This window comes from Bradyrhizobium sp. SZCCHNR1051 (genome assembly GCF_032489615.1).
Lineage (GTDB): Bacteria > Pseudomonadota > Alphaproteobacteria > Rhizobiales > Xanthobacteraceae > Bradyrhizobium.
Genome location: NZ_JAUEYJ010000001.1, coordinates 68,681 through 91,698, shown reverse-complemented (window position 1 = coordinate 91,698; position 23,018 = coordinate 68,681). Strand labels below are relative to the sequence as shown.

Annotated in this window: 24 protein-coding genes and 1 tRNA gene; 12 read left to right on the top strand and 13 right to left on the bottom strand. The window is 64.2% G+C overall.

Annotation, left to right across the window (positions count from 1 at the left end):
• Nucleotides 1-20 precede the first annotated feature (20 nt).
• Nucleotides 21-1,763: a methanol/ethanol family PQQ-dependent dehydrogenase gene (locus tag QW868_RS00430; protein ID WP_316229667.1), complete on the top strand. Its 1,743-nt coding sequence runs from the start codon at nucleotides 21-23 to the stop codon at nucleotides 1,761-1,763.
• Nucleotides 1,764-1,883: 120 nt separating this feature from the next.
• Here QW868_RS00430 and QW868_RS00425 read toward each other — a convergent pair whose 3' ends face one another.
• The 6 genes from QW868_RS00425 to QW868_RS00400 all read right to left on the bottom strand — a co-directional run bounded on the left by QW868_RS00425 (nucleotide 1,884) and on the right by QW868_RS00400 (nucleotide 5,114).
• Complete coding sequence (locus QW868_RS00425; RefSeq protein WP_315711867.1) at nucleotides 1,884-2,063, bottom strand: hypothetical protein; 180 nt, start codon at nucleotides 2,061-2,063, stop codon at nucleotides 1,884-1,886.
• Between the two features lie 364 nt (nucleotides 2,064-2,427).
• Nucleotides 2,428-2,832, bottom strand: a complete 405-nt coding sequence (locus tag QW868_RS00420) for a response regulator (protein ID WP_315797444.1) — start codon at nucleotides 2,830-2,832, stop codon at nucleotides 2,428-2,430.
• On the bottom strand, nucleotides 2,810-3,214 hold the full coding sequence (locus tag QW868_RS00415; protein ID WP_316229666.1) for a response regulator: 405 nt from the start codon (nucleotides 3,212-3,214) through the stop codon (nucleotides 2,810-2,812). The genes QW868_RS00420 and QW868_RS00415 overlap by 23 nt, the downstream gene beginning before the upstream one ends.
• 275 nt (nucleotides 3,215-3,489) lie before the next feature.
• Nucleotides 3,490-4,335: an EamA family transporter gene (locus QW868_RS00410; RefSeq protein ID WP_315797442.1), complete on the bottom strand. Its 846-nt coding sequence runs from the start codon at nucleotides 4,333-4,335 to the stop codon at nucleotides 3,490-3,492.
• Nucleotides 4,336-4,350: 15 nt separating this feature from the next.
• A complete protein-coding gene (locus tag QW868_RS00405) occupies nucleotides 4,351-5,073 on the bottom strand; it encodes an NUDIX domain-containing protein (RefSeq protein WP_315738032.1) in 723 nt (240 codons plus the stop codon).
• A tRNA-Asn gene (locus QW868_RS00400) sits at nucleotides 5,040-5,114 on the bottom strand. The genes QW868_RS00405 and QW868_RS00400 overlap by 34 nt, the downstream gene beginning before the upstream one ends.
• Nucleotides 5,115-5,371: 257 nt before the next feature.
• On the opposite strand from QW868_RS00400, the gene QW868_RS00395 reads away from it, so the two are divergent.
• From QW868_RS00395 to QW868_RS00375, 5 genes are all read left to right on the top strand, one after another.
• Nucleotides 5,372-5,557, top strand: a complete 186-nt coding sequence (locus tag QW868_RS00395; RefSeq protein ID WP_315774806.1) for a hypothetical protein — start codon at nucleotides 5,372-5,374, stop codon at nucleotides 5,555-5,557.
• A gap of 132 nt (nucleotides 5,558-5,689) precedes the next feature.
• Nucleotides 5,690-6,355, top strand: a complete 666-nt coding sequence (locus QW868_RS00390) for a protein-L-isoaspartate O-methyltransferase (RefSeq protein ID WP_315738030.1) — start codon at nucleotides 5,690-5,692, stop codon at nucleotides 6,353-6,355.
• A 282-nt stretch (nucleotides 6,356-6,637) separates the two neighbouring features.
• Nucleotides 6,638-8,023, top strand: a complete 1,386-nt coding sequence (locus QW868_RS00385; RefSeq protein WP_315797441.1) for a TolC family outer membrane protein — start codon at nucleotides 6,638-6,640, stop codon at nucleotides 8,021-8,023.
• Nucleotides 8,024-8,402: 379 nt separating this feature from the next.
• Nucleotides 8,403-9,149 (top strand): DUF2497 domain-containing protein, encoded by a 747-nt coding sequence (locus tag QW868_RS00380; protein ID WP_315797440.1) that lies wholly within the window; start codon nucleotides 8,403-8,405, stop codon nucleotides 9,147-9,149.
• Nucleotides 9,150-9,458: 309 nt separating this feature from the next.
• Nucleotides 9,459-12,323 carry a valine--tRNA ligase gene (locus QW868_RS00375; protein WP_316229665.1) on the top strand — a complete coding sequence of 955 codons (2,865 nt, stop codon included), beginning with the start codon at nucleotides 9,459-9,461 and terminating at the stop codon, nucleotides 12,321-12,323.
• Between the two features lie 108 nt (nucleotides 12,324-12,431).
• Here the strand turns inward: QW868_RS00375 and QW868_RS00370 are convergent, their stop codons facing one another.
• On the bottom strand, nucleotides 12,432-13,055 hold the full coding sequence (locus QW868_RS00370; RefSeq protein ID WP_316229664.1) for a DNA-3-methyladenine glycosylase: 624 nt from the start codon (nucleotides 13,053-13,055) through the stop codon (nucleotides 12,432-12,434).
• 135 nt (nucleotides 13,056-13,190) lie between these two features.
• On the opposite strand from QW868_RS00370, the gene lipA reads away from it, so the two are divergent.
• Complete coding sequence (lipA, locus tag QW868_RS00365) at nucleotides 13,191-14,150, top strand: lipoyl synthase (protein WP_316229663.1); 960 nt, start codon at nucleotides 13,191-13,193, stop codon at nucleotides 14,148-14,150.
• A 10-nt stretch (nucleotides 14,151-14,160) separates the two neighbouring features.
• Entirely contained in the window at nucleotides 14,161-14,634 is a 474-nt protein-coding gene (locus tag QW868_RS00360; protein ID WP_315757514.1) for a type II toxin-antitoxin system RatA family toxin, read from the top strand.
• Nucleotides 14,635-14,986: 352 nt separating this feature from the next.
• Here QW868_RS00360 and QW868_RS00355 read toward each other — a convergent pair whose 3' ends face one another.
• Nucleotides 14,987-16,249, bottom strand: coding sequence for a methyl-accepting chemotaxis protein (locus tag QW868_RS00355; protein WP_315738023.1), 1,263 nt, complete (start codon nucleotides 16,247-16,249; stop codon nucleotides 14,987-14,989).
• Nucleotides 16,221-16,574 (bottom strand): hypothetical protein, encoded by a 354-nt coding sequence (locus QW868_RS00350; RefSeq protein ID WP_315810999.1) that lies wholly within the window; start codon nucleotides 16,572-16,574, stop codon nucleotides 16,221-16,223. The genes QW868_RS00355 and QW868_RS00350 overlap by 29 nt, the downstream gene beginning before the upstream one ends.
• Before the next feature lie 228 nt (nucleotides 16,575-16,802).
• Between QW868_RS00350 and QW868_RS00345 the strand changes: the two genes are divergently transcribed.
• The 3 genes from QW868_RS00345 (at nucleotide 16,803) to QW868_RS00335 (ending at nucleotide 18,268) form a co-directional block, all read left to right on the top strand.
• Nucleotides 16,803-17,063, top strand: coding sequence for a hypothetical protein (locus QW868_RS00345; protein ID WP_315738021.1), 261 nt, complete (start codon nucleotides 16,803-16,805; stop codon nucleotides 17,061-17,063).
• Between the two features lie 73 nt (nucleotides 17,064-17,136).
• Complete coding sequence (locus QW868_RS00340) at nucleotides 17,137-17,667, top strand: HD domain-containing protein (RefSeq protein WP_316229662.1); 531 nt, start codon at nucleotides 17,137-17,139, stop codon at nucleotides 17,665-17,667.
• Nucleotides 17,668-17,917: 250 nt separating this feature from the next.
• Nucleotides 17,918-18,268 carry a DUF1127 domain-containing protein gene (locus QW868_RS00335; protein WP_316229661.1) on the top strand — a complete coding sequence of 117 codons (351 nt, stop codon included), beginning with the start codon at nucleotides 17,918-17,920 and terminating at the stop codon, nucleotides 18,266-18,268.
• Between the two features lie 36 nt (nucleotides 18,269-18,304).
• On the opposite strand, the gene QW868_RS00330 is transcribed toward QW868_RS00335, so the two are convergent.
• Nucleotides 18,305-19,273 (bottom strand): alpha/beta hydrolase family protein, encoded by a 969-nt coding sequence (locus tag QW868_RS00330; RefSeq protein WP_316229660.1) that lies wholly within the window; start codon nucleotides 19,271-19,273, stop codon nucleotides 18,305-18,307.
• Between the two features lie 590 nt (nucleotides 19,274-19,863).
• Here QW868_RS00330 and QW868_RS00325 point away from each other — a divergent pair.
• Nucleotides 19,864-20,052: a type II toxin-antitoxin system RelE/ParE family toxin gene (locus QW868_RS00325; RefSeq protein WP_316229659.1), complete on the top strand. Its 189-nt coding sequence runs from the start codon at nucleotides 19,864-19,866 to the stop codon at nucleotides 20,050-20,052.
• On the opposite strand, the gene QW868_RS00320 is transcribed toward QW868_RS00325, so the two are convergent.
• The 3 genes from QW868_RS00320 to QW868_RS00310 form a co-directional block, all read right to left on the bottom strand.
• Entirely contained in the window at nucleotides 20,003-20,455 is a 453-nt protein-coding gene (locus tag QW868_RS00320) for a hypothetical protein (RefSeq protein WP_316229658.1), read from the bottom strand. The two genes, QW868_RS00325 and QW868_RS00320, sit on opposite strands and share 50 nt — an antisense overlap.
• 255 nt (nucleotides 20,456-20,710) lie before the next feature.
• Complete coding sequence (locus QW868_RS00315) at nucleotides 20,711-21,322, bottom strand: CinA family protein (RefSeq protein WP_315779978.1); 612 nt, start codon at nucleotides 21,320-21,322, stop codon at nucleotides 20,711-20,713.
• A gap of 66 nt (nucleotides 21,323-21,388) precedes the next feature.
• A complete protein-coding gene (locus QW868_RS00310) occupies nucleotides 21,389-22,570 on the bottom strand; it encodes a bifunctional 2-C-methyl-D-erythritol 4-phosphate cytidylyltransferase/2-C-methyl-D-erythritol 2,4-cyclodiphosphate synthase (RefSeq protein ID WP_316229657.1) in 1,182 nt (393 codons plus the stop codon).
• Between the last annotated feature and the right edge of the window lie 448 nt (nucleotides 22,571-23,018).

The window sequence follows — 23,018 nt, the reverse complement described above, 5'->3', positions numbered from 1 at the left end:
GAAGGAGGGGAGGTTTGTCCATGTCCATCACGTCCACCGCGATCAAGCAATGGCTGCTATCGAGCACCGTGGCGTTCACCTGTCTCGCCGCACCTGCAGCCGTGGCCGGCCCCATCGACAACTACAGTCCCGTCACGCCCGCACGGCTCGAAAATCCCGAGCCAGGCAACTGGATGCTCTATCGTCGGACCTATGATGGCCAAGGCTATAGTCCGCTCGACCAGATCAACACCACGAACGTCAAGGACATGGTGCCGGTCTGGACCTTTGCCACCGGCGTCGTCGAAGGGCACGAGGCGCCGCCTCTGGTCAACAACGGCGTCATGTTCATCACGACGCCGATGGGACAGGTGATCGCGCTGAACGCCAAGACGGGCGACCAGTACTGGCGCTACAAGCGCGAGCTCCCCGAGGATCTGTTCCAGCTGCATCCGACCAATCGCGGCGTCGGCCTCTGGCAGGACAAGCTCTACCTCGCCACGACGGACGATCATCTGGTCGCGCTCGACGCCAAGACCGGCAAGGTGCTTTGGGACAAGAAGGTCCAGGACTACAAGAAGGGACAATATCTCACGCTGATGCCGCTGATCGTCGACGGCAAGGTGATGGTCGGTGGCTCCGGCGGCGAGTTCGGCGTCCGCGGTTATGTTGCCGCTTATGACGCAGAGGACGGCAAGGAGCTCTGGCGCACCTTCACGATTCCAGCCGAAGGCGAGGCCGGGCATGACACCTGGAGCGGCGACGACTGGAAGAACGGCGGCGGGTCCGCCTGGATGACAGGCACCTACGACAAGGACACCCAGACGGTGTATTGGGGCGTCGGCAACGCCGCGCCCTGGCCGGGGGGCTTGCACCCCGGCGACAATCTCTACACCAGCTCGGTGATCGCGCTGGATCCTGCGACCGGAAAGGTCAAGACGCATTTCCAGTATCACCAGAACGACTCGTGGGACTGGGATGAGGTCGATGCACCGATGCTTGTCGACCTGCAGCGCGACGGCCGCAGCTTCAAGAGCCTGATCCATCCCGGACGCGACGCCATCTTCTGGGTGCTCGAGCGCACGCCGGAGCGCATCAACTACGTCAACGGCTGGAACTTCGTCCACACCGATGTCTGGAAGGGGATCGAGCCCGAGACGGGACGGCCGATCGTCGATCCCGCGCACAAGCCGACGCTCGGCAAGCGGGTGGACTTCTGTCCCTCGTTGTGGGGCGGCAAGGACTGGCCGTCCGCGGCCTACAGCCAGAAGACGCGCTTCGTCTACGTGCCGGCGAACGAGAATTTCTGCGGCGGCTTCACCGGGGAAAAGCTGTCGCTCGTTCCCGGCCAGCTCTGGCTCGGCACCAAGGCCGAGGACATCGGGCTCACGGTGCGGCCCGGTGCCGACCATTTCGGGGAGCTGCAGGCCTGGGATCCAGCGACAGGCAAGAAGGTCTGGTCGCACAATTTCCCGAAATCCCAGCTGTTCGGGTCGGTGACCGCGACGGCGGGCGATCTCGTCCTGGTCGGCGGCACCAATGACCGGATGTTCCGGGCTTTCCATGCCAACACCGGCGAACTGCTGTGGGAGCAGAAGACGAATTCGGGCATCATGGGCATGCCGGTCGCCTATGAGGTCGATGGCACCCAGTACATCGCCGTGCAGTCCGGCTGGGGCGTCGACGCGCAGCGCATCCAGGATGCGCTCTCGAAAGGCAACATCGGTCTCGAAGACAACGTCCCGCAAGGCGGCGTCGTCTGGGTGTTCGCAGTCAGGAGGTAGCGCCGGTGATCTGAATGGCGGCGGCCTCGGCCGTCGCCATTCTAGGGAACGAAGACCGCAGCAGTGTTCCGGCCAAGACGTGCCGATCGCCTGGCCTGCATGGCGACAGAAGATCGCGCGTCAGCAGGCCGCGAACCAGCCGTCTGGAAACGGGATCAGCGGCCAGGCGCCCTGGTTGTCGTTGGCTGCCGTGGGGAAATGCAGGATCGAAAACAAGCGGGCCATGGAATCGGTCTCGGTCTCGGGCGCAATAGCCGTTCTCACAACGTCCATCAACAACTCGTATTCGGCTTCGCTCATCTTGCCCTCGCGCAAACTGCGAGCCACGATGGCAAAATTCCACTTTGTTCAAATTGAGCGGATCGCTCAAATTCTAACGATCGGGCGCAAAGGACCTAATCGTTACCGGTGCCCGTTGTTCCAAAAGGTACCGCGGTCCGCGCTGTTCCGGTGTGAACAGGCTCACACCCCTCGAGACTTCTCATCTTCCCTTGACCCGTCTCCCTGAGCGCCAAGTGATGTCGTACAGCGACGACGAGCCGGTCTGTAGCCGACCGTGAGCAAGAGATCGACGCGCCTGCCGCGAGTCGCAGGCTGCTTCTCCGGCAAAGGTCGATGAGGCGATCGGCTCCCGGCTCGACGCGTGCGACCGAATCGCTGGCGGTCAGACCGCGACGGCGAGAGGTTCGGTGTCCTGCGCCAGAATGTCACGCATCAGCTGCGACAGGTCTTTCGGCTTGAACGGCTTCGCCAAACGATGAAGGCCGACCACTCTGGCGGAGGGGCCGAGCAAATCAGCCGTGCCGCGTCCTGATTCCAGCACCATGCCCGACATCATCACGATCGGCATCGTGGGCCGAGCCGCGCGTGCAGCCCGGATCACGTCGTTGCCGTCCATGTCGGCCAAGTTGAGATCGATCAGAGCCGCGGCGAAGTCACCGCGGGTCACCGCATCCATCGCCAGCCGACCGTCGGTGACGGCAGTGACCGCGTAGCCCTCGCGAACCAGAAGGTGCTGGATGACACAGCAAACACCGACTTCGTCATCAACGACCAGGATGTTCATCATGAGGCCTTCCTGACAGATGTGAGCGAGGAGCCACGTGCCGCGCCTCGGTCAGAAGTCGTTGACGCACCTCGATCGAACGATCGACCGCTTCGAGCAGATCGCGGATGTCGAACGGCTTCTGCAACGCAGCCGTCGCTCCGAGCTTGATTGCCATACCGAGGAAGTCCGGAGCGCCCTGTTTCTTGTCGGTGAATGCGTAGCCGGAGATCGCGATGAACGGCACCGTGGGATCGATCTTGATGAGCTCACGAATGGTTGCGATCCCATCCATACCCGGCATGAACATGTCGATCACGACGGCATCGAAGGACACGCTGCCGATCAATCGAATGCCGGTCGGACCGTCCGGCGCGAGAAACACGCAGAACCGCTTCTTCTTCAATGATGCTTCCAGCGCAGCGCGCGTAGCATAGTCATCGTCAATAATGAGGACAGTAGGCATGGGCCACCTCAGTATCAGCGGGACTGAAGGACTCTCACGCTACAAGGACAATGGGTTGAAGCTCGAAAATGACAAAGTGGTTAACACTGAATTAGTTGTTACGATTCTGCAACGAGGAGTTTTACGGAACTTCCCGGCCGCGGGCCGGCGTATGTTGAAGCGACGAAGATGGAACCATGCTTTCCGGACCAATCGCTTCGGCAGTTTGGAGAAGCTCAGCCCGGCTTGAGCAAGGCGATGGCGACCAGCCCGGCTGCGATCAGTGCGGCGCAGCAGAGCCGCCGCGGCGTCGCATGCTCCTTCAAGAACAGCACGCCGATCAGCGTCGCAAACAAGACGCTGCATTCGCGGAAGGCCACCACATTGGCGATCGGATTGCGGCTCAAGGCCCAAAGGAATACCACGAATGACGCCAGCCCCAGGGTTCCTGCGATCAGCACCGGAATCCAGGCGTCGCGGATCTCCCACACCAGCGCAGGCCCTCGCAGCATCATCGCGACGAGGAAGAACGCGACACTGTCGAGCACGATCATCCAGACCGTGAACGAAGCCCAGCCTTCGATCTGCCGGGTGCCTGCCGCATCGACGACCGAATAGCCCGCGACCAGTGCGGCGGCGCAAATCGCAGCCCAGAACGCACGGCGATCGACGGGACCGTGGATGCGGTCGCGCGCCAGGCCGGTGATGCCGAGGACGATGACGGCAATCCCGATCAACTGCCCGCTCCGTGGCGGTTGCTGTAGACCCAGCGAGGCAAACAGCGTTGCGAACAGCGGAACGGCGCCGCGCGCGATCGGGTAGGAGCGTCCAAGCTCGGCCGAGCGGTAGGCCGTTGCGAGGCTCGCCTTGTAGCCTGCGTGCAAGACGAGCGAAGCGACGATGAGCGGCCAAGTCGAGGGGGCCGGAACGGGAACGAGAAACATGAAGGGCAGGATCAGGATGCTGCTCACCAGCCCCATGCCAGCCAGGAGAGAGAGGCTGCTGCCGGTCTTGACGATGGCATGCCAAGTCGCGTGAAGCAGACCGGCCATCAGCATGAGGCTTGCGGCGACAGGATCCAACGTCTTGTGTCCGGATCAGCTCTCGGGCCGCCAGCTCGCGGCAGCGAAGTAGGGGACGGGGTCGTGCTGGAGCGCCTGCCGCGAGATGATTCGGCTCGATGGCGACACCGCGAGCTGTTCCCATTCCGCGCGATCGACAAATCGCAGGCTCGCCATCTCCTCGCCGTCGGGCGCAAGCGCGCCGCCTTCGATGACGGCCTCGAACGCGATGACCGTATAGTAGGTCAGATCACCGTTGGGATAGCGGATGAGGAACTCCGGGCCGCCGAACACCCCGAGCAGACGTTTTGGCCGGACCACCAGTCCGGTCTCCTCGAAGCATTCGCGGGTGGCCGCGTCGGCTGGGTGCTCATTCGGATCGATGGCGCCGCCAGGCAACGTCCAGAGGCCCGTCTCCGCGTCGCGTCCGAGTAGAATGCGTCCTTGGTCGTCGAACACGGAGATGGAAACTGCCGTGGTCGCCAACAGATCATGGCCGATCTTGCTGCGGACGGCTCTCAGATGATCGGAAATCGGCATCGCTGGTCGCCACTTGCAAGAGATCCGTCCCGCTTGCCCGACGCCCCATGCGCCGTCAAGGCGGACAGCCACGCCGCCCAGCCAGATGACGGTCAGGAGGCGCGCGTTCGCCGCGAATCGGCGGGTGCCCAGCGTCACAAGAAAGAGGGAATGTGAGGATAAAGAACCATTCGGCTTGGCCAGAATGGCTCCCCGGGCTGGATTCGAACCAGCGACCATTCGATTAACAGTCGAATGCTCTACCGCTGAGCTACCGAGGAACAGGCGAAGCAATGTTCGCGAATGCGGCTGCGTATAACAAAGCCGTTTCGCCTTGCATAGAACGAAATCGCATCTTTGCGACGATTGCGGGTTCAGGAATAAAATACCGAAGTTTCAGATGGTTAGATTGATTTTGAACGCTTGCTGGGCAGCGGTCGCCCACAGTTCGATGACAGGAAATTCACTTGGAGGGGAGCAAACCGGCCCCGATAGTTTGCTGGAACCGGCCAGTGCCCGCGGTCATGGAGTGTCGTAGATGCCAAACACCGTCATCCCATTCGCTGAAGCAGTCTCCGCGCCCTCGTTGATTCCCGACCAGGTCGAGCGTCTCAGCGACGACGAATGCCTCACGCGGCTGGCCGACATGGTGACGCGCGGTGATTCCGAACATATTGACGAGATCGTGCAGTTGCTCGGACGACTCGCCGTGGTGATCGAGTAGCCGGCGACCGCCCTCGCAGACGCGGCTTCCCAGCGGATCCGTTCAAACCCGCATGTTGCCTTTTCGGGGACCTTGTACCAAAAGATTGCGCAGATCGTCTGCGGTCCATCCACTTTGCTTGCAGGTCTGCTCATGTCTTCATTCGCGACGGCGCGCCAGAAAATGGTCGATGGTCAGGTTCGGACCAGCGACGTCACCGATCACCGCGTGCTGGATGCGTTGTTGACCGTGCCGCGGGAAGCCTACGTTCCCGCAGATCGGCAGGCGCTGGCCTATCTCGACTTGGATCTCGACGTCTCCGAATCCGCTTCCGCCAAGCGGTATCTGATCAAGCCGATGCTGACCGGAAAACTGCTGCAGGCTGCCGAGATCAAGCCGACCGACAACGTGCTGGTGGTTGGATGTGCGACGGGCTATCTCGCCGCGCTGACCGCCCGACTCGCGGGCAGCGTGACGGCGACCGAGGTCGATTCTGCGGTCGAAGGGCGCGCCAAGCAGCTGCTTGCCGCCGTCGATGGCTGCCCGGTCACGATTCGGGTCGCGCCGGCCGCGCAGGGTGATCCGGCGGACGGCCGCTTCGACGTGATTCTCCTCAATGGGGCCACCGAGGTCCCTGTCGACGGTCTTTGCCGTCAATTGAAGGAGGGCGGCCGCCTGGTCGGTGTCTTCGCCACCGTACGTCCCGCCCGCGCCATGATCTTTACGCGATCGCATGGTGATATCGGCAGCAGGGTCCTGTTCGATGCCGCGGCACCGGTCATTCCCGGTCTCGAACAGCTCCCGGAATTCGTGTTTTAAATCGCCCAACGAAGTTCTTCGCGGCTTCTCTGAACTGGCGGGCCATCCCGTGGCGAGCAGGGTTTGCTGCGTCGTTTTCGCGCCCTCTGGCGGGCGAAATTCTGTTTTAAATCAGAAGTGTGGCCCGGATGCTGCACGTTGACAGTTTTCGGCACAGGTTCCAGGCTTGGGTAGTTCCGTTGCGCATGCATGGGGAATAAGGTGCGAGGTGCGCGGGAGTCTCTTCAACAGGTTACGGCCCGGCTCTGGCGTTCGAGCCGGTAACAAATGAATGGAACAGGGATGTTTGGGGTGAAGCTCGTCACTGCAGCGGCGGCTGCGGTCCTCGTGATGGCTTGTGCGGGCCCGGCGCCAGCGCTGGCCGACACGATCGAGGCTGCGCTGGTGCGCGCCTATCAGAACAATCCTCAGCTCAATGCCCAGCGCGCCTTTGTTCGCGCGACCGACGAAGGTGTCCCCCAGGCGCTCTCGGGGTATCGGCCGAAAGTAAATCTGTCGGCGACGGGCGGGGTGTCGTACACGGATCTGCAGGCTGCTCCCGGTGCCCCCGCTGCCAACGGCCTGCAGCGGCCGCGCAGTGTCGGTTTGACGGTGAACCAGACTCTCTACAACGGTCAGCAGACGGCCAATGGTGTCCGGAAGGCTGAAGCAAGTGTCTCTGGTGAGCGGGAAGGTCTGCGCGTTCTGGAGCAGAACGTGCTGTTGTCGGCGGCCACCATCTACATGGACTACCTGCGCGATGCGGCGATCGTCGAGGTTCAGCGCAGCAATACACGGGTGCTGGAGCAGACGCTCAAACAGACGCGCGACCGCTTCAATGTCGGCGAAGTCACCCGCACGGACGTTGCGCAGTCCGAGGCGCAGCTGGCGGCAGGCCGCACGCAGCAGCTCACGGCCGAAGCGAATCTGACTGCGACACGGTCGAATTTCCGACGCATCATCGGCAGCGAGCCCGTCAATCTCATGCCGGGCTCGCCTGTTGATCGGTACTTGCCACCGACGCTTCAGCAAGCGATCGAGACGGCTTTGACCCAAAGCCCGAGCGTGACGTCCGCGATGTACGGCATCGACGTTCAATTCCTGCTGCTGAAAATCAACGAAGGTGCTTTGCTGCCGACCGTCACGCTTCAGGCCTCGGCGTCCGAATCGTACGAAACGTCGGTTCAGGCCTATAAGACGTTCAATGCCGGTGCGACGGCAACGCTGAACGTGCCGATCTTTCAGGGTGGCGGCGAATATGCATTGATCCGGCAGTCGAAGGAGACGCTGGCTCAACGGCGTCTTACCCTTGAGCAGACGCGCGATCAGGCTCGCTCCGACGTAGTATCTGCCTGGGGCAAGCTGCTTGCGGGCAAGGCACAGGTGCAGTCGGCACAGGCCCAGGTCTCAGCCTCCGAGATCGCCCTCAATGGTGTCCGCGAAGAGGCCAAGGCCGGGCAGCGCACCACCCTCGACGTGCTCAACGCTCAGCAGGCGCTGGTCAACGCGCGGAATTCGCTGGTGAACGCCCAGCATGACCGCGTGGTGGCATCCTATACGGTGCTTCAGACCGTGGGGCGGCTGTCACCGCAGGTGCTGAACCTGCCGACCACCACCTACGATCCCAGCGTGCACTACCAGCAGGTCCGGGATAACTGGGCAGGTGTACGGACGCCGGATGGTCGTTAGTACATTCTTAATATCGACCCTAATCCCTCGGTCCTTGGCCGGGGGATTTTTTTGTGGCACATGCTGTGGTTGTGACGAATGGGCGACGCTTGACGGGCGACCTCCGTGCTCCACCGGGTTCGCGGCCAGCGTTGCTTGCATTCATTTGTTGCCATGACATAGCCTCAAAATGGCCGCCGAACGATTCGGACTGCGTCGGAAGTTCTTCCAAGAATAGACTCCGACATGGGCAGTATCGTTCTGTTGTTTTGCATCGATCAGGCCTTGTCCGGAGACAAGTTGGCATGTCCGTTGAGAAGTCCAAGCCACTTGGGGCCGGCGCCCGGGACTTTTGCGCTGAGCCGGTTCGTACGGCAGCGTTGCTGATTTGGAGTCGGAAATGACGCAGCCTGCGAAGGTCCAAGAACCCTCCATGGAGGAGATTCTGGCGTCGATCCGGCGTATCATTGCCGACGACGAGGGTAAGCCGCCGGCGGCAGACAAGGCCGCAGCGCCGGAGCCGGTCAAGGCCGAGAAGCCGGCGGCCCCGGCAGCGAAGTCGGCGATGAACGACATCCCACCTTCGAAGATCGCCGCTGCGGCTCCCGCCAAGCCCGCACCGCCGCCGCCAGCGCCTGCGGCCGCCGCGAGCAACAACCAGGACGACATTGACGCATTGCTGGCGGGTTTGGATGAAACGACTCCGGTCGCAGAGGTTCGGCCGGTAGCACCCGAGCCCGATCCCGAACCTGAAGTACTCGAGTTGACGGACGACATGGCAGTGGCCCCACCGACTCCCGCTCCAGCGCCAGCCCCCGCCGCGGCATCCTTCCGAAAGGTGGATCCGCGGGACGATATCGAGTTCATCGAGGCCGGGCGGCTCAATCAGAAGGCTGCCAGCTTCGAGTCCGCGTTCGAGCAAGTCACGCCGAAGCAGCCGATCCTGGCCCCATCGACGGTGAACGCCGTCGAATCGGCGTTCAACGCGCTGGCCAATACGGTGCTGAGCAACAACGCCCGGACGCTTGAGGACCTCGTCAAGGAGATGCTGCGTCCGATGCTGAAATCGTGGCTGGATGACAATCTTCCGGCCCTGGTGGAGCGCATCGTCAAGGCGGAGATCGAGCGCGTCTCGCGCGGCCGCTGACGCCAAGACGGCACGATCTCCCGTTCCGTTCTGGAGTGAGCCGCGGCAGGCGGTAGACGCTATCCGTCAATGTTCGCCGCTGCTGTTGACTTGGCGCGCCGCGGCGGCTTTCTAGCCCTGTCAAGCTGATCCCTGCCGGACGGATCGAGAGGGCTCTTCCGGGAGCGCGGTCCGCGGTCGGACATCAGTCCGAAAACAGCCCAAGCACCAACAGCTTGCGCGAGCTTTTTCAGGTCGTGTCACAAAAGGCCCGGACGAGTTCCGCGACATCCCGAATTGGACAGCCGGCCCCGCGCCGCTGGAAATGCCATGATCGATAAGAATTATCAGCCCACCGATCTCGAAGGTCGCATGTCCCTGGTCTGGGAGGATGCCCGCGCGTTCTCCGCCGGTCGCCCCGATCGGCGCAATGCGGATCCCTTCACCATCGTGATCCCGCCGCCGAACGTGACCGGCTCGCTGCACATGGGGCACGCGCTCAACAACACGCTGCAGGACATCCTGTGCCGTTTCGAGCGCATGCGCGGCCGCGACGTGCTGTGGCAGCCGGGCACCGACCATGCGGGCATCGCGACCCAGATGGTGGTCGAGCGTCAGCTGATGGAGCGCCAGCAGCCCGGCCGCCGCGAGATGGGCCGCGAAAAGTTCCTCGCGCGCGTCTGGCAGTGGAAGGACGAGAGCGGCGGCACCATCATCAACCAGCTCAAGCGCCTAGGCGCCTCCTGCGACTGGGGCCGCGAGCGCTTCACCATGGACGAGGGCCTGTCCAAGGCCGTCGTGAAGGTGTTCGTCGAGCTGCACCGCGCCGGCCTGATCTACAAGGACAAACGGCTGGTCAACTGGGACCCGAAGCTCCTGACCGCGATCTCCGACCTCGAGGTGCAGCAGATCGAGGTCAAGGGCAATCTCTGGTACCTGCGCTATCCGATCGAGGGCACGACGTTCAGCCCCGAGGATCCCACGAGCTTCATCGTGGTCGCCACCACGCGTCCCGAGACCATGCTCGGCGACAGCGCGGTCGCGGTGCATCCGGACGACGAACGCTATCAGCATCTCGTCGGCAAGCGCGTGATCCTGCCGCTGGTCGGGCGTGAGATCCCGATCGTCGCCGATACCTATTCCGATCCTGAGAAGGGCACCGGCGCGGTCAAGATCACGCCGGCGCACGACTTCAACGACTTCGAGGTCGGCCGCCGCCACGGCCTGCCGCAGATCAGCATTCTCGATCGCGAAGGCTGCATCGCGCTGGTCGACAACGAGGACTATCTGCGCGGCTTGCCTGAGGGCTCCGAGGAGTTTGCCAGGGAGTTCCACGGCATCGAGCGTTTTGCTGCGCGCAAGAAGATCCTGGAGCGGCTGGAGTCCTTCGGCTTCCTCGAGCGCGTCGAGCCGAACACGCACATGGTGCCGCATGGCGACCGCTCCGGTGTCGTCATCGAGCCGTACCTCACGGACCAGTGGTACGTCGACGCAAAGACCCTGGCGCAGCCGGCGATCGCAGCCGTCAGGTCGGGCGCGACGACGTTCGTGCCACGCAACTGGGAGAAGACCTATTTCGACTGGATGGAGAACATCCAGCCGTGGTGCATCTCGCGCCAGCTGTGGTGGGGCCACCAGATCCCGGCCTGGTACGGGCCCGACGGCAAGGTGTTCGTCGCCGAGACCGAGGAAGAGGCGGTGTCCAACGCACTCGGCTACTACGTCGAGCAGGAGGTCATCACGGCGGAGCAGGGCCGCGAGATGGCGCTCGACCGCAACAAGCGCGACGGCTTCATCACACGTGACGAGGACGTGCTCGACACCTGGTTCTCCTCGGCGCTGTGGCCGTTCTCGACGCTCGGCTGGCCCGACGCCACGCCGGAGGTGAAGCGCTACTACCCGACCAACGTGCTGGTCACTGGCTTCGACATCATCTTCTTCTGGGTCGCCCGCATGATGATGATGGGCATCCATTTCATGAAGGAGGTGCCGTTCTCGACCGTCTACATCCATGCGCTCGTCCGCGACGAGAAGGGCGCCAAGATGTCGAAGTCGAAAGGCAACGTCATCGATCCGCTCGCGCTGATCGACGAGCACGGCGCCGATGCGCTGCGCTTCACGCTGGCCGCGATGGCGGCGCAGGGCCGCGACATCAAGCTGTCGACCCAGCGCGTCGACGGCTACCGCAAGTTCGCCAACAAGCTCTGGAACGCGAGCCGCTTCGCCGAGATGAACGGCTGCACCGTGCCGGACGGCTTCGATCCGGCCGCTGCGAAGGAGACGCTGAACCGCTGGATCGCCCACGAGGCCGCCGCCGCGACGCGCGAGGTCACCGAGGCGCTGGAGGCGTATCGCTTCAACGACGCGGCCAACGCGATCTACCGCTTCGTCTGGGACGTCTATTGCGACTGGTATGTCGAGCTCTCCAAGCCGACGTTGCTCGGCGAGAACGGCCCGGCCAAAGCCGAGACCCGCGCCATGGTCGCCTGGGCGCGCGACGAGATCCTCAAGCTCCTGCATCCCTTCATGCCCTTCATCACCGAGGCTCTTTGGGAGTCGACCGCCAAGCGCGACAGTCTGCTGACCCTGTCACCCTGGCCACACCGCACCGACAGGCCGACGGTCGCCGAGATCGCCGCGCTGTCGGCCGCCAGCTTCGGCGATCCCCTGGTGCCGCCGCTGCTGGTCTCGTTCGACGCCGCCAGCTTCAAGGACGAGGCGGCCGAGGCCGAGATCGGCTGGGTGGTCGATCTCGTCACGTCCATCCGCTCGGTCCGCGCCGAGATGAACATCCCGCCGGCGACTCTGATGACGCTCGCGCTCGTCGCTGCCTCCGCCGAGACGAGGGAGCGCGCGCCGCGCTGGAGCGAGGTGATCAAGCGCCTTGCGCGTCTCTCCGACATCTCCTTCGCCGATACGGCGCCCGAAGGCTCCGCCCAGCTCGTCGTGCGCGGCGAGGTCGCGGCGCTGCCGCTCAAGGGCGTGGTCGATCTCGCCGCCGAGCGCACCCGCCTGGGCAAGGAGATCGCCAAGGCCGAGGCCGACATCGAGCGCGTCGACAAGAAGCTCGGCAACGAGAAGTTCGTCGCTAACGCGCCCGAGGAACTCGTCGAGGAGGAGAAGGAGAAGCGCGAGGCGGCACTGGCCCGCAAGGCCAAGCTCCAAGACGCGTTGTCGCGGCTTCAGGGCGCGTGACGTAGTCCTCTCTCCTTCGTCATTCCGGGGCGATGCGAAGCATCGAACCCGGAATCTCGAGATTCCGGGTCTGGTGCTTCGGACCATCCCGGAATGACTGCCATGGGCTTAGCGCGCGAACGGCTTGCTCAAAAACCGCGAGCCCTTCAGTCCGAACCGCCAGGGCAGCTCGACGGCCTTGGTGATGCCGATGCGCACGCCGGTGACGACGTCGACATCACCCGCTCGTGCGAACAGCTCGATCGGTAGAGCATCCAGCGCCAGGCCATTATGCGCGATCGTGATCCCCATCGCCTCGGTCAGCTTGCCCGGCCCCGAGCACAGTGTCCTGACATCCTCCAGCCCGCGCCGCTGCCGCATCTCGTCGATCCCGAACGTCGGCTCGATCGCGCGGATCAGGACCGCGCTCGCCGAGCCCTCCGCCTCGCAGACGAAATTCACGCACCAGTGAATGCCGTAGGAGCGGTAGACATAGGCGAAGCCGGGCGGACCAAACATCACCTGGTTGCGCGGCGTCGGGCCGCGGAACGAATGCGCCGCCGGGTCGGTGTGATGATAGGCCTCGACCTCGACGATGGTTCCGCCGACGCCGTCGACCAGAAAGGTCGCCCCGATCAGCTCCGGCGCCACCGCGAGCACCTCGCGGGCGAAGAACGCCCGCGTCAGCCGTTTGGCCGCGCCATGCCGCCGGGGCCGTGAAACCCCGGGGGCTTTTGCCGGTTTTTGCGCCATTCTTGAGGAAATCCGCCGTGATGAGCGCTGTTCCGCGCTGCCCATATCTGCCATGCCCTGGTATCGTCGGCCAGCCGGTTGCGGCGCGCCGCGGCACGGAATAGCTAGGGCGCAACAGAGGTTTGTGCGAATCCCATGGTCACCATCGTCGACATCAACGCGAACACGCCGCTGCGCCCCCGCCACCCCGAAAAGGCGAACCGGCCGGACTCGATCTCGCCGGCCAAGCCTGCCTGGATCCGCGTCAAGGCGCCGACCACCCGCGGCTATGCCGACACCCGCAACATCGTGCGCGAGAACGGCCTCGTCACCGTCTGCGAGGAGGCCGGCTGCCCCAACATCGGCGAGTGCTGGGACAAGAAGCACGCCACCTTCATGATCATGGGCGACACCTGCACGCGGGCCTGCGCCTTCTGCAACGTCAAGACCGGCCTTCCCGCCGCGCTCGACGCCGGTGAGCCCGAACATGTCGCGGAGGCGACCTTCAAGCTCGGCCTGGCCCACGTCGTCGTCACCTCGGTCGACCGCGACGATCTCGCCGACGGCGGAGCCGGCCATATCGCCGCGACCATCCGTGCCATCCGCGCGAAATGTCCGACCACCACGATCGAGGTGCTGACGCCCGACTTCCTGCGCAAGGACGGCGCGCTTGAGCAGGTCGTCGCCGCCAAGCCCGACGTCTTCAACCACAATCTCGAGACCGTGCCGTCGCGCTACCTCTCGGTCCGTCCCGGCGCGCGCTACTTTCACTCGATCCGGCTGCTGCAGCGGGTCAAGGAGATCGATCCGACCATCTTCACCAAGTCCGGCATCATGGTCGGCCTGGGCGAGGAGCGCCACGAGGTGCTGCAGGTGATGGACGACCTGCGCTCGGCGGAGGTCGATTTCCTCACCATCGGCCAGTATCTGCAGCCGACCAGGAAGCACCACGCCGTGATGCGCTTCGTCACGCCGGAGGAATTCTCCGGCTACGAGACCGTCGCCTATACCAAGGGCTTCCTGATGGTGTCGGCGAGCCCGCTCACGCGCTCCTCGCACCATGCCGGCGAGGACTTCGCCAAGCTCAAGGCCGCGCGCGCCGCCATCGCGCGCTGATCGAGACCAGATGCCGAGATTTTCCAACAAGCGCCGCGTCGCGCATACGGCCGAGCAGATGTTCGACCTCGTCGCCGATGTCGAGCGCTATCCCGAATTCGTGCCGCTGTGCGAGAAGCTGGTGGTGCGCCAGCGTAGCCAGAAGCCCGATGGCACCGAGGTCGTCGTCGCCGACATGACGGTGTCGTTCAAGCTGGTGAAGGAGACCTTCACCAGCCGCGTCACGCTCGACCGCGCCGGGCGCAAGATCCTGGTCGAATATGTCAGCGGGCCGTTCTCCAGCCTGGAGAACCGCTGGAGCTTTGAGCCGCGCGAGCAGGGTGCCTGCGAGGTGACGTTCTTCATCGCCTACGAGTTCAAGAGCCGCATGCTGGCGATGCTGATGGGCTCGATGTTCGACACCATCTTCGCGCGCATGTCGGCGGCGTTCGAGAAGCGCGCGGATGCGATCTACGGCCGCAAGCCGGCGGTGTCGTCGACGTAAGTCCTTGCCAATCCCTGCCGATGGTAGACCACGGCCGGCGCCCCAACCTCAGCTGTCATCCCCGCGAACGCGGGGATCCATAGCCACAGGATGCGGTGTGGCGGCACCCGCGTAGTTCCGATCTCGTCTCACCATAGCCGCCGCGGAGTATGGGTCCCGGGTCGGCGCCTCCGCGACGCTCTGGCTTGCCCGGGACGACAGCGAAGGGTGAGGACGCTCCTCGTCATCTCACCCCGCGCGTTCCGAGTGCGAAGCCCGAGCGCTTTCCTTCCTATCCACGTCTTCAAACAGCCGCTCCGCGACATCGTCGCGGAGTCGTTCTGATCGCGGACACGTCGAGCCGCGATCGAAACTACGCCGCCTGCACGGCGCTCAAAAAGTCCTTCACCTTGCCGCGCAGCTCGTCCGCGTGCTTGGCGAGTTGGCCGGCCGCGCCCAGCATCTGCCGCGCGGCGCCGCCAGCTGATTCCACGGTCTGGCTGACCGAGCCGATGTTGGTGGCGACCTCGCGGGTGCCGCTGGCGGCCTGGCTGACCGAGCGGGCGATCTCCTGCGTCGCGTGGCCCTGCTGGTCGACCGCGGTCGCAATGGTCTTGGCGATCTCGCTGATCTGGCCGATGGTGCCGCCGATGCCCTGGATCGCGGCCACCGTGTCGCTGGTGGCGCGCTGCATCGCGCTGATGTGGGCTGATATCTCGTCGGTCGCCTTTGCGGTCTGGCTCGACAGGCTCTTCACCTCCGAGGCCACGACGGCGAAGCCGCGGCCCGCATCGCCGGCGCGCGCCGCCTCGATGGTCGCGTTCAGCGCCAGCAGGTTGGTCTGGCTCGCGATCGCATTGATCATGTCGGTGACCGCGCCGATCTTGGCGGCCGCGTCCGCGAGGCTGTTGACGAGGTCGTTGGTGCGCGAGGACGCCTCGACCGCCTCGGCTGCGATGGTCGAGGAGGTCGCGACCTGGCGGTTGATCTCGCTGACCGAGGTCGACAGCTCCTCGGTGGCGCCGGCCACCGACTGCACGTTGGAGGAGGCGGAGTTCGACGCCGACGCGACCAGCGCCACGCGCTGCGCGGCCTGGTCCGCCGTGGTCGTCAGCGACGCGGCCGTCGTCTCGACTTCGCGCGAGGCGCCAGAGATCGCATTGGCGATGGCGCCGACGCTGGTCTCGAAATCCTTGGCGATCTGGTCCAGCGCGCGCTTCTTCTCCTCGCGTGCGGCGACGAGGTCGGAAAGATCGCGGCGGAAGCTCATGACGTAGGTCTGGCCCTCGACCTGGGTCGGCACCAGCGTGATCTGCACCAGGGCCGGGCTGCCGTCGGCGCGCTTGGTGGTCCACTCGAACGTCGCGTGGCCCTCGCGCCTGGCCTTGGCATCCATCTCCTTCACCACGTCGGCGGAGCGCTTGCCACTGGGCTGAAACTCCGGCGCCATGGTCGCCGGCGAACGCGACAGCAAGTCCTGCTTGCTGCGGAAGCCGCCGAAGCGAACCGCGGTCTCGTTGCAGGCGATGATCTTGCCGTCGGACATCACCAGGATGGCGTCGCGATGGCGTTCGAACAGCTCCGTCATCAGGAGGTTATGCGTGCGATCAGCCGACTTGCCGGAGAAGAAAGCCATGGGGTCCCGAATCCACTGTCAGAGAAGAATGCACGAGACGTAGCAGGACAAAATTAACCAAAACCTTTAGGCCGTGGAGGGGCGAGCGATAATGGTCGGCGATCGCGGTCCGGACGGTGAGGGACGGCATCCAGCGGGCACGCAGCCGCATCCTCCGCGGCGCAATCACGCCCGGGCTGTGCATCTCGATCGACCCTCTGAAATCACGAGGGCGCAGGGAATGCCGGGTGCTGGCCGCAACCCATGGCCCGCCTGCAACAAAAAGCAGGCGGCAGTCACCACAGGTCCAGCCGACATCCGGCATTCCCTGCGCGATGGTCTTCACGTTTATACGCAGTCTCCCCGGGGACCGGGCTGTCTTGCCCCCGTGACCGGCGGATCATCATCTCCACCGGCGTGACACCAGCATCGGGGTGCCAGGACGCTGCGACTTCACGTCCGCCAAGAGCCGTTCGTCCGCACGTCATCAGACGTGCTGCGGCCCATCGGCGGCCATCGCCTCCCCACCTCGCGTGTCGTGACGATCGCGATACGCCCCTCGTGTCGAGGCGGGATGACGAGAGGGAAGCATGAATTCTGGAAAATAGAAACGAGAATATTTTCGTCGGCAGGACTGGACAGTGAGTCGGACATTGAACGGATTGAGGAAATCAGTGTCTTGGCGCACGCCCTCGCGATGCGCTTCGATCGCAGCAAGGCACCGGAGGCGGGCTCTCCGCTATTCCGCACGCCAGCTGATTCGCCCGACGGGTCGGCTAGGATGATGCTCGACGTGGTGCCCAATGATTGGAACAATGCCGACAATCCCCAATGACGAACCATCGGTCTGACCCTGCGTCAGCCAGAGAAGAAAGCAAGCAATGTTACTCTCCCATCTCTACGACGAAGTGCTCGTCTATGCGACAAGGCTGCACCGGACCCAATTGAGAAAGGGCAGCAACGTGCCCTACATCGCGCATCTGCTGAGCGTCTCCAGCCGCGTGCTGTCGGCGGGCGGCAGCGAGGTGCAGGCTATCGCGGGACTGTTGCATGACGCCGCCGAGGACCAGGGCGGGCAGGCCACGCTGGATGAGATCCGCCGGCGTTTTGGCGATCGCGTCGCCGGGATCGTCGCGGACTGCACGGATTCCTGGGGCGATCCGAGGCCGGCCTGGCGCCCGCGGAAGGAAGCCTATCTCGCCCGGCTGCCGCTCAAGCCGGCGTCATCGCTGCTGGTCTCGCTCGCTGACAAGGTTGACAACGCGGAAGCGATCGCGAGCGACCTTGATGAGGTGGGCGACGTCGTGTGGCAACGCTTCACCGGTGGAAGGGATGGGACGATCTGGTATTACCGCACGCTGAGCCGGATTTTCGATGAGGCTCTGCCCGGACCGTTGGCGCGGCAACTTGCGCGGACCGTCGGTGCTTTTCCCTCCTGACCAGATCGGGCAAGGCGCTTGCCCGCCTCGCACCGGATTCGATGATGACAACCTCAGGGCGATCAGCTATAGAGCCGGCCATGATCACCGTCGCTTCCCATCGTTTTGGTCGCATCACGCACCGTAGCTCGCTGGCGGCGGGAGGATCGCGCTCAATCTGACGATTTGCAGCAAATGATCCGATCAGCCGCCAGAACCTGGCGGCTTTTTTTGTTGCCGGCAGGTTCTTCATTTGAAGGGGGAGCCCGCGATGCCGAGCACGACCGACGATCCGAGGGGCAGCGCCATCGAGGAGCGAACTCCGCTCCATCATATGCTGCGTTTCCAGGAACTCGACGAGCGGCGCCGTGGTCCCTCGGCGAGCCATCCCATCTCGCCCAAGCCCGGCGCTGAGATCTACTACTTGGCGCGACCGGCGCCTGATCAAAGCTGCGCCGAGCTGCAGCCAGTGTCATTGCTGCGGCTCTGGTGGGAGCGCTGGCGCGAGCGCGGTCGCTTCGCCCGGGAGTTGCCGTGGATCGCCGACGAGGTGCTGCAGGACTACGGCCTGACACGCGACGAGGCGCGGCGGCTGTGCCGGCGCCCGTTCTGGCGCGCTTGAGAGCGACGCGGCGGAACCCAGGTTCTGCCACGGATCCTACTTGCCCAGCTTCTCGGAGAAGAACCTGACGACCTGGGCGTCAAACTCTCGGTGAAACGCCGCGCGGTCGAAATCCGCAGGCGTATCAGCACAGATGCGCGGAACGGCGGCCGCGAGCTCCGCGGAGCACGGCGCGAGGAAAGCAAAATGCGCGGCGGGCACGGTGTGGACCTCGGGCGTGCCGGGAAGGCTCGCGGTTACGCGGGCGGTCCCTTCCGGATCGACCCCGTTGCCGCCGAGCTCCGAGCGCCAGACCTGGAGGGGAATCTTGATGCTCGCGAGATTTGCTCGCGTGAATCCGACCGTGTGGGCGGCGTCGGCCAGCACGGCCGCCTTGATCCTCTCGTCGTGCGGCCAGCTTCTGGGAAACTCGCCATTGCGGACCTGCTCGCAGAACGGGTTCTGTTGCGTGCAGTAGTGCGCCACCCTTTGAAAGTCCGGGTCGACGCCGGCGAGAACGGTTCCGGTGTAGCCACCGCGCGAAAAGCCGAAGAAGCCGATCCGGTCCGGATCAATCGCGGCTCTGCTTGTCCAATCGTTCAACATGAAATCGATCAGATGCATGATGTCCTGCGGCCGTGAGAGCCAGACCGACAGGCTGTCGCGCTGCGCCAGGTCACCGACACTGTCGCCGGGATGGTTGATCGCCGCGACGATGAATCCCGCGTCCGCCAGCGCTTCCGCAACATCGTGGTTTCCACCGATCCAGCCGCCGCGCCCGTGGGACATCACGACCAATGGCAGCTTCGCGCCCTTGATTGGACAATTCTTTATCCCGGGCAGTGTCTCCAGCCCTGGGATCGCGAGGCTTCCAACCGGCACGCTACCGGCGTCTTCGGCGCACGGCGTCCAGATGATGCCGTGAAATCCATGATCGACCTCTAAGAGCTGCAAGCCAGCGGCGTGGGCGGAGGAGGTCAGGAGGAGGAGCGGCAGCGCGAGAGTGGCGAAGGTCCGATGAAGCAAGACGGTCTCCTCACGTTGAACTACGAAATAGCGTGTACCCGCGAAAGTTGTGCCAACTGGACCGCCCGTTCCGCCCAATGACCGGCCGTCGAACCGGAGTGGACAATCCATCGGCAGATCACCTCGGGTGCCATAGGGTCTGTCGTGCCGACCATCTTTGCGTTCACCACCAGCTCGTGCCTCCGATGACAAGATGATTTGATCAAGCCGTCGAGGTTCTGCGGTAACTCCCAAACGTTAGAACACTTCCCGGCGGAGGCTCGTCAGTATATATTGCCTGCATGACAACATTGCTTGACAGGGCTTTTGACGTCGCACGCCAGCTTCCGGCCGAAGAGCAGGATGAGCTGGCGCGGGTACTGTTACGGTTGACCGGATACGACGAAGCTTGCGTTGAGCTGACTCCTGCCGACCTTGCTTCGCTGGAAGAATCGCTGCGCCAAGCAGATCAAGGGCGGTCGCGACCGAAGACGAAATCAAGGCCATATGGGCCAAGCACGGTCTCTGAAGCTTCGCTTCACGACTCGCGCAGCGAACGAGCTTGAGAGCGTACTCGATTATGTCGCGTCGCATTCGCAAGGCGCGTTCACATGCGGATCAAGTCCGTCTTTGACATGTTGGTTTATTATCCTAAGGCAGGTGCTCAATCGACCCATCCGCGCCTGCGCAGATTGATTATCAATCCTTATCCTTACCTCATCTACTACGAAGTTACTGCCGACGAGGTGGTCATTCACAGTGTGCGTCACGCGGCGCGCAATCCGGATGAGATCGGTTAGGGGCGGAATGAAGATTGAACATCTGGTCATTGCGAGGCGCTGTCGCGCCGAAGCAATCCAGTGTCTTGAAGCGCGAAAGTCTTGGATCGCGTCCCGGCGCTCGTACAGACATCGTCTGTCGATCGATTTGATTTGCCGCGTAGAATTGTCGGGCGTCGAGCAGGGCCCGCCGCTCGTCCACCGTCAATCGACCCGCGTCGGGGTCTTTGGACGTGCGGCAGCGTCGATCGTAGCCGAGCAAAGTATCGCCGATGCTGTCTGAAAGCGGTGCGACCGAGTCGATCGTGCAGACGGCGCCGTCGGCTTCCAAAGTGATGCTCGTGCCGCTCCTTCGGCCGAAGCGGAATATTTCCTGGGTCGTCAGCGCCCGTGCCGTTAGGGTGCCGTCATCCAGCGCCGTCACGATGCAAATGCGGACGGCGTCGTTCGAAAACGCTGCATGGAAGAGATCGTTGACCGCCAGGTTGGAGACGGATGTCTGGCGCTGTTTCGCTGATATGCCGGTACGTTCATCTGATTGAAATTCACGACTCCATCCACGTCATTGCGAGGCGCCCTTGCGCCGAAGCAATCCAGAGTCTTGAAGCGAGAAAAGTCCTGGATCGCGTCGCTGCGCTCGCGATGACGATGGGGCGAGAGCTGCGCGCGTCACAAGCGACTACGTCCGCGGCCGCCGTGGCCGTTTCACCGGATGCAGCCGCGGCGCGCGGGCGACGCGCGGACGGAGGCGGGTGGCGGCGGCGCGCTTGGGCTTGGCAGCAACCTGTGGCCGGGCCAGCTCCATCAGCAGGCGCAGGGCTTCCAGCACCGAGCGCGTGCGCACGGCGCTGCGGCCGATGGCGCCGAAGCGGTGCTCGCGGTGGGTGATGCGGCCGTCGCGGGCGGCGACGGCGAAATGGACGAGGCCGACCGGCTTGCCGGGGGTGGCGCCGCCGGGGCCGGCAATGCCGGTAATGGCCACCGCGAGGTCGACGTCGGCGCGCTCCAGGGCGCCGACCGCCATCTGAATCGCGGTCTCCTTGGAGACGGCGCCGAAGGTCTGCAAGGTGGAGGCCTCGACGCCGAGCATCGCGCGCTTGGCCTCGTTGGAGTAGGTGACGAAGCCGCGGTCGATGACGTCGGACGAGCCGGGGATGTCGGTCAGCGCTGCGGCGACCAGGCCGCCGGTGCAGGACTCGGCGGTCGCGATCATCAGCTTGCGCGACCGGCAGAGGTCGAGCAGCGAGCGGGCCAGCGCGCTGGTAGAGCCGATTTGACGTTCGCTGGCCATGGCTGCGTTGTCCTCATCCGACCGTCAGATCGAAAGCTCCACGAGCGGTGACAGGGTGGTGCGCCTCTAGGCGCTCCACGGCAGACGGATCGTCGCGCTCGCCGTCGCTGCGATGCCTTCCTCGCGGCCGGTGAAGCCGAGCCGCTCGCTGGTGGTGGCCTTCACCGCGATGCGCGAGATGTCTACGCCGGTGATCTCGGCGATGCGGGCGCGCATCTGGTCGCGCAGGGGGCCGATCTTCGGGCGTTCGCAGATCATCGTGACCTCGAGATTGGCGACGCGGCCGCCACGCGCGGTCACGCGCTCGATGGCGTATTTCAGGAACTGGTCGGAGGAGGCGCCTTTCCACTTCATGTCGGAGGGCGGGAAGTGCGAGCCGATGTCGCCATCGGCCAGGGCGCCCAAAATTGCATCAACCAGAGCGTGCAGACCGACGTCACCGTCGGAGTGGGCAAGGAACCCCTTGCTATGCGGCACACGCAGGCCGCACAGCCAGACATGGTCGCCTTCGCCGAAGGCGTGGACGTCGTAGCCGGTGCCAGTCCGGATGTCGCCGAGCTGCGCGGCAAGGCGCGCTTCCTCGCGCACGAAATCTTCCGGTGTGGTGAGCTTCATGTTGGCAACATCGCCCTCAAAGGTCGCGACGGTCAATCCCGCCCATTCGGCGATCGCCGCATCATCTGTGAACTCGGTGAGGCCGTCGCGCGCGGCGCGGCGGTGTGCCTCCAGGATCGTGTCGAACTTGAAGGTCTGCGGCGTCTGCGCGATGCGCAGCTTCGCGCGCTCCGGTGTCGCGGTGATGTCGCCGCCCGTGCCGACTTCCTTGATGGTGTCGGTGACCGGCACCACGGGAATCGCCGCACCGGTCTTGCCGGCCGCTCGAATCGCGCGCGAGATCACGGCGGGCGTGACGAACGGACGCGCGGCATCGTGGATCAGCACGATGTCGGGCTTGTGCGGCGCCAGCGCTTCCAGGCCTGCGAGCACCGAGGCCTGGCGCGTCACACCGCCGTGCGCTGGGACCTCGTGGCGCAGGCCGAAGACGGCTGCGTTGAAGATGTCGATGTCGTCGGGGTTCACCACCGGCTGGACCACCGCCACCTCGGGGTGATCGGCGAAGGCGGCGAGCGCGCGATGGATGACCGAGCGGCCGCCGATCATGCGGTATTGCTTCGGACCGCCGGCGCCGGCGCGCAGGCCACGTCCGGCCGCGACGAGAATGGCTGCAGTCCGCTGAGAAGTCGTCATGGGAACAGGGTATCGATGCAAAGGGAGATGATGGGTTCGCGGCTTCTTACATCTGCAGAACATGTTAAGCGAGCAGGATCACACGTTGCCTGAGCGGCGACTGCGATCGCGATGCATGTGCCGGGAGGCGCCGTGGCCTCGAGCGGGCCGATCGCCCGCCGCCTGTGGGCATCCTCGCTGAGCCATGCAAAAATCCGGCGGCTCACGGGTTTACCATGACTGCCGAACAAGCATATTTTGCTGCACTGCACTTGAAATGCTGATTGTCTTGGCTAAAGTGTAGGCATGACGCTTGACTGCCCAAGATTTGTGCTTGAGAGTACAGCGCAGACGCGATGATGCGTCCAAAGAGCTTTAAGAGTCGTTCGTGACCGGTCCGGCCAATACACACGCCAAAGCCTTGAAGATAGGCGACGTTTCACTCGCCAACCGGGCCATTCTCGCGCCG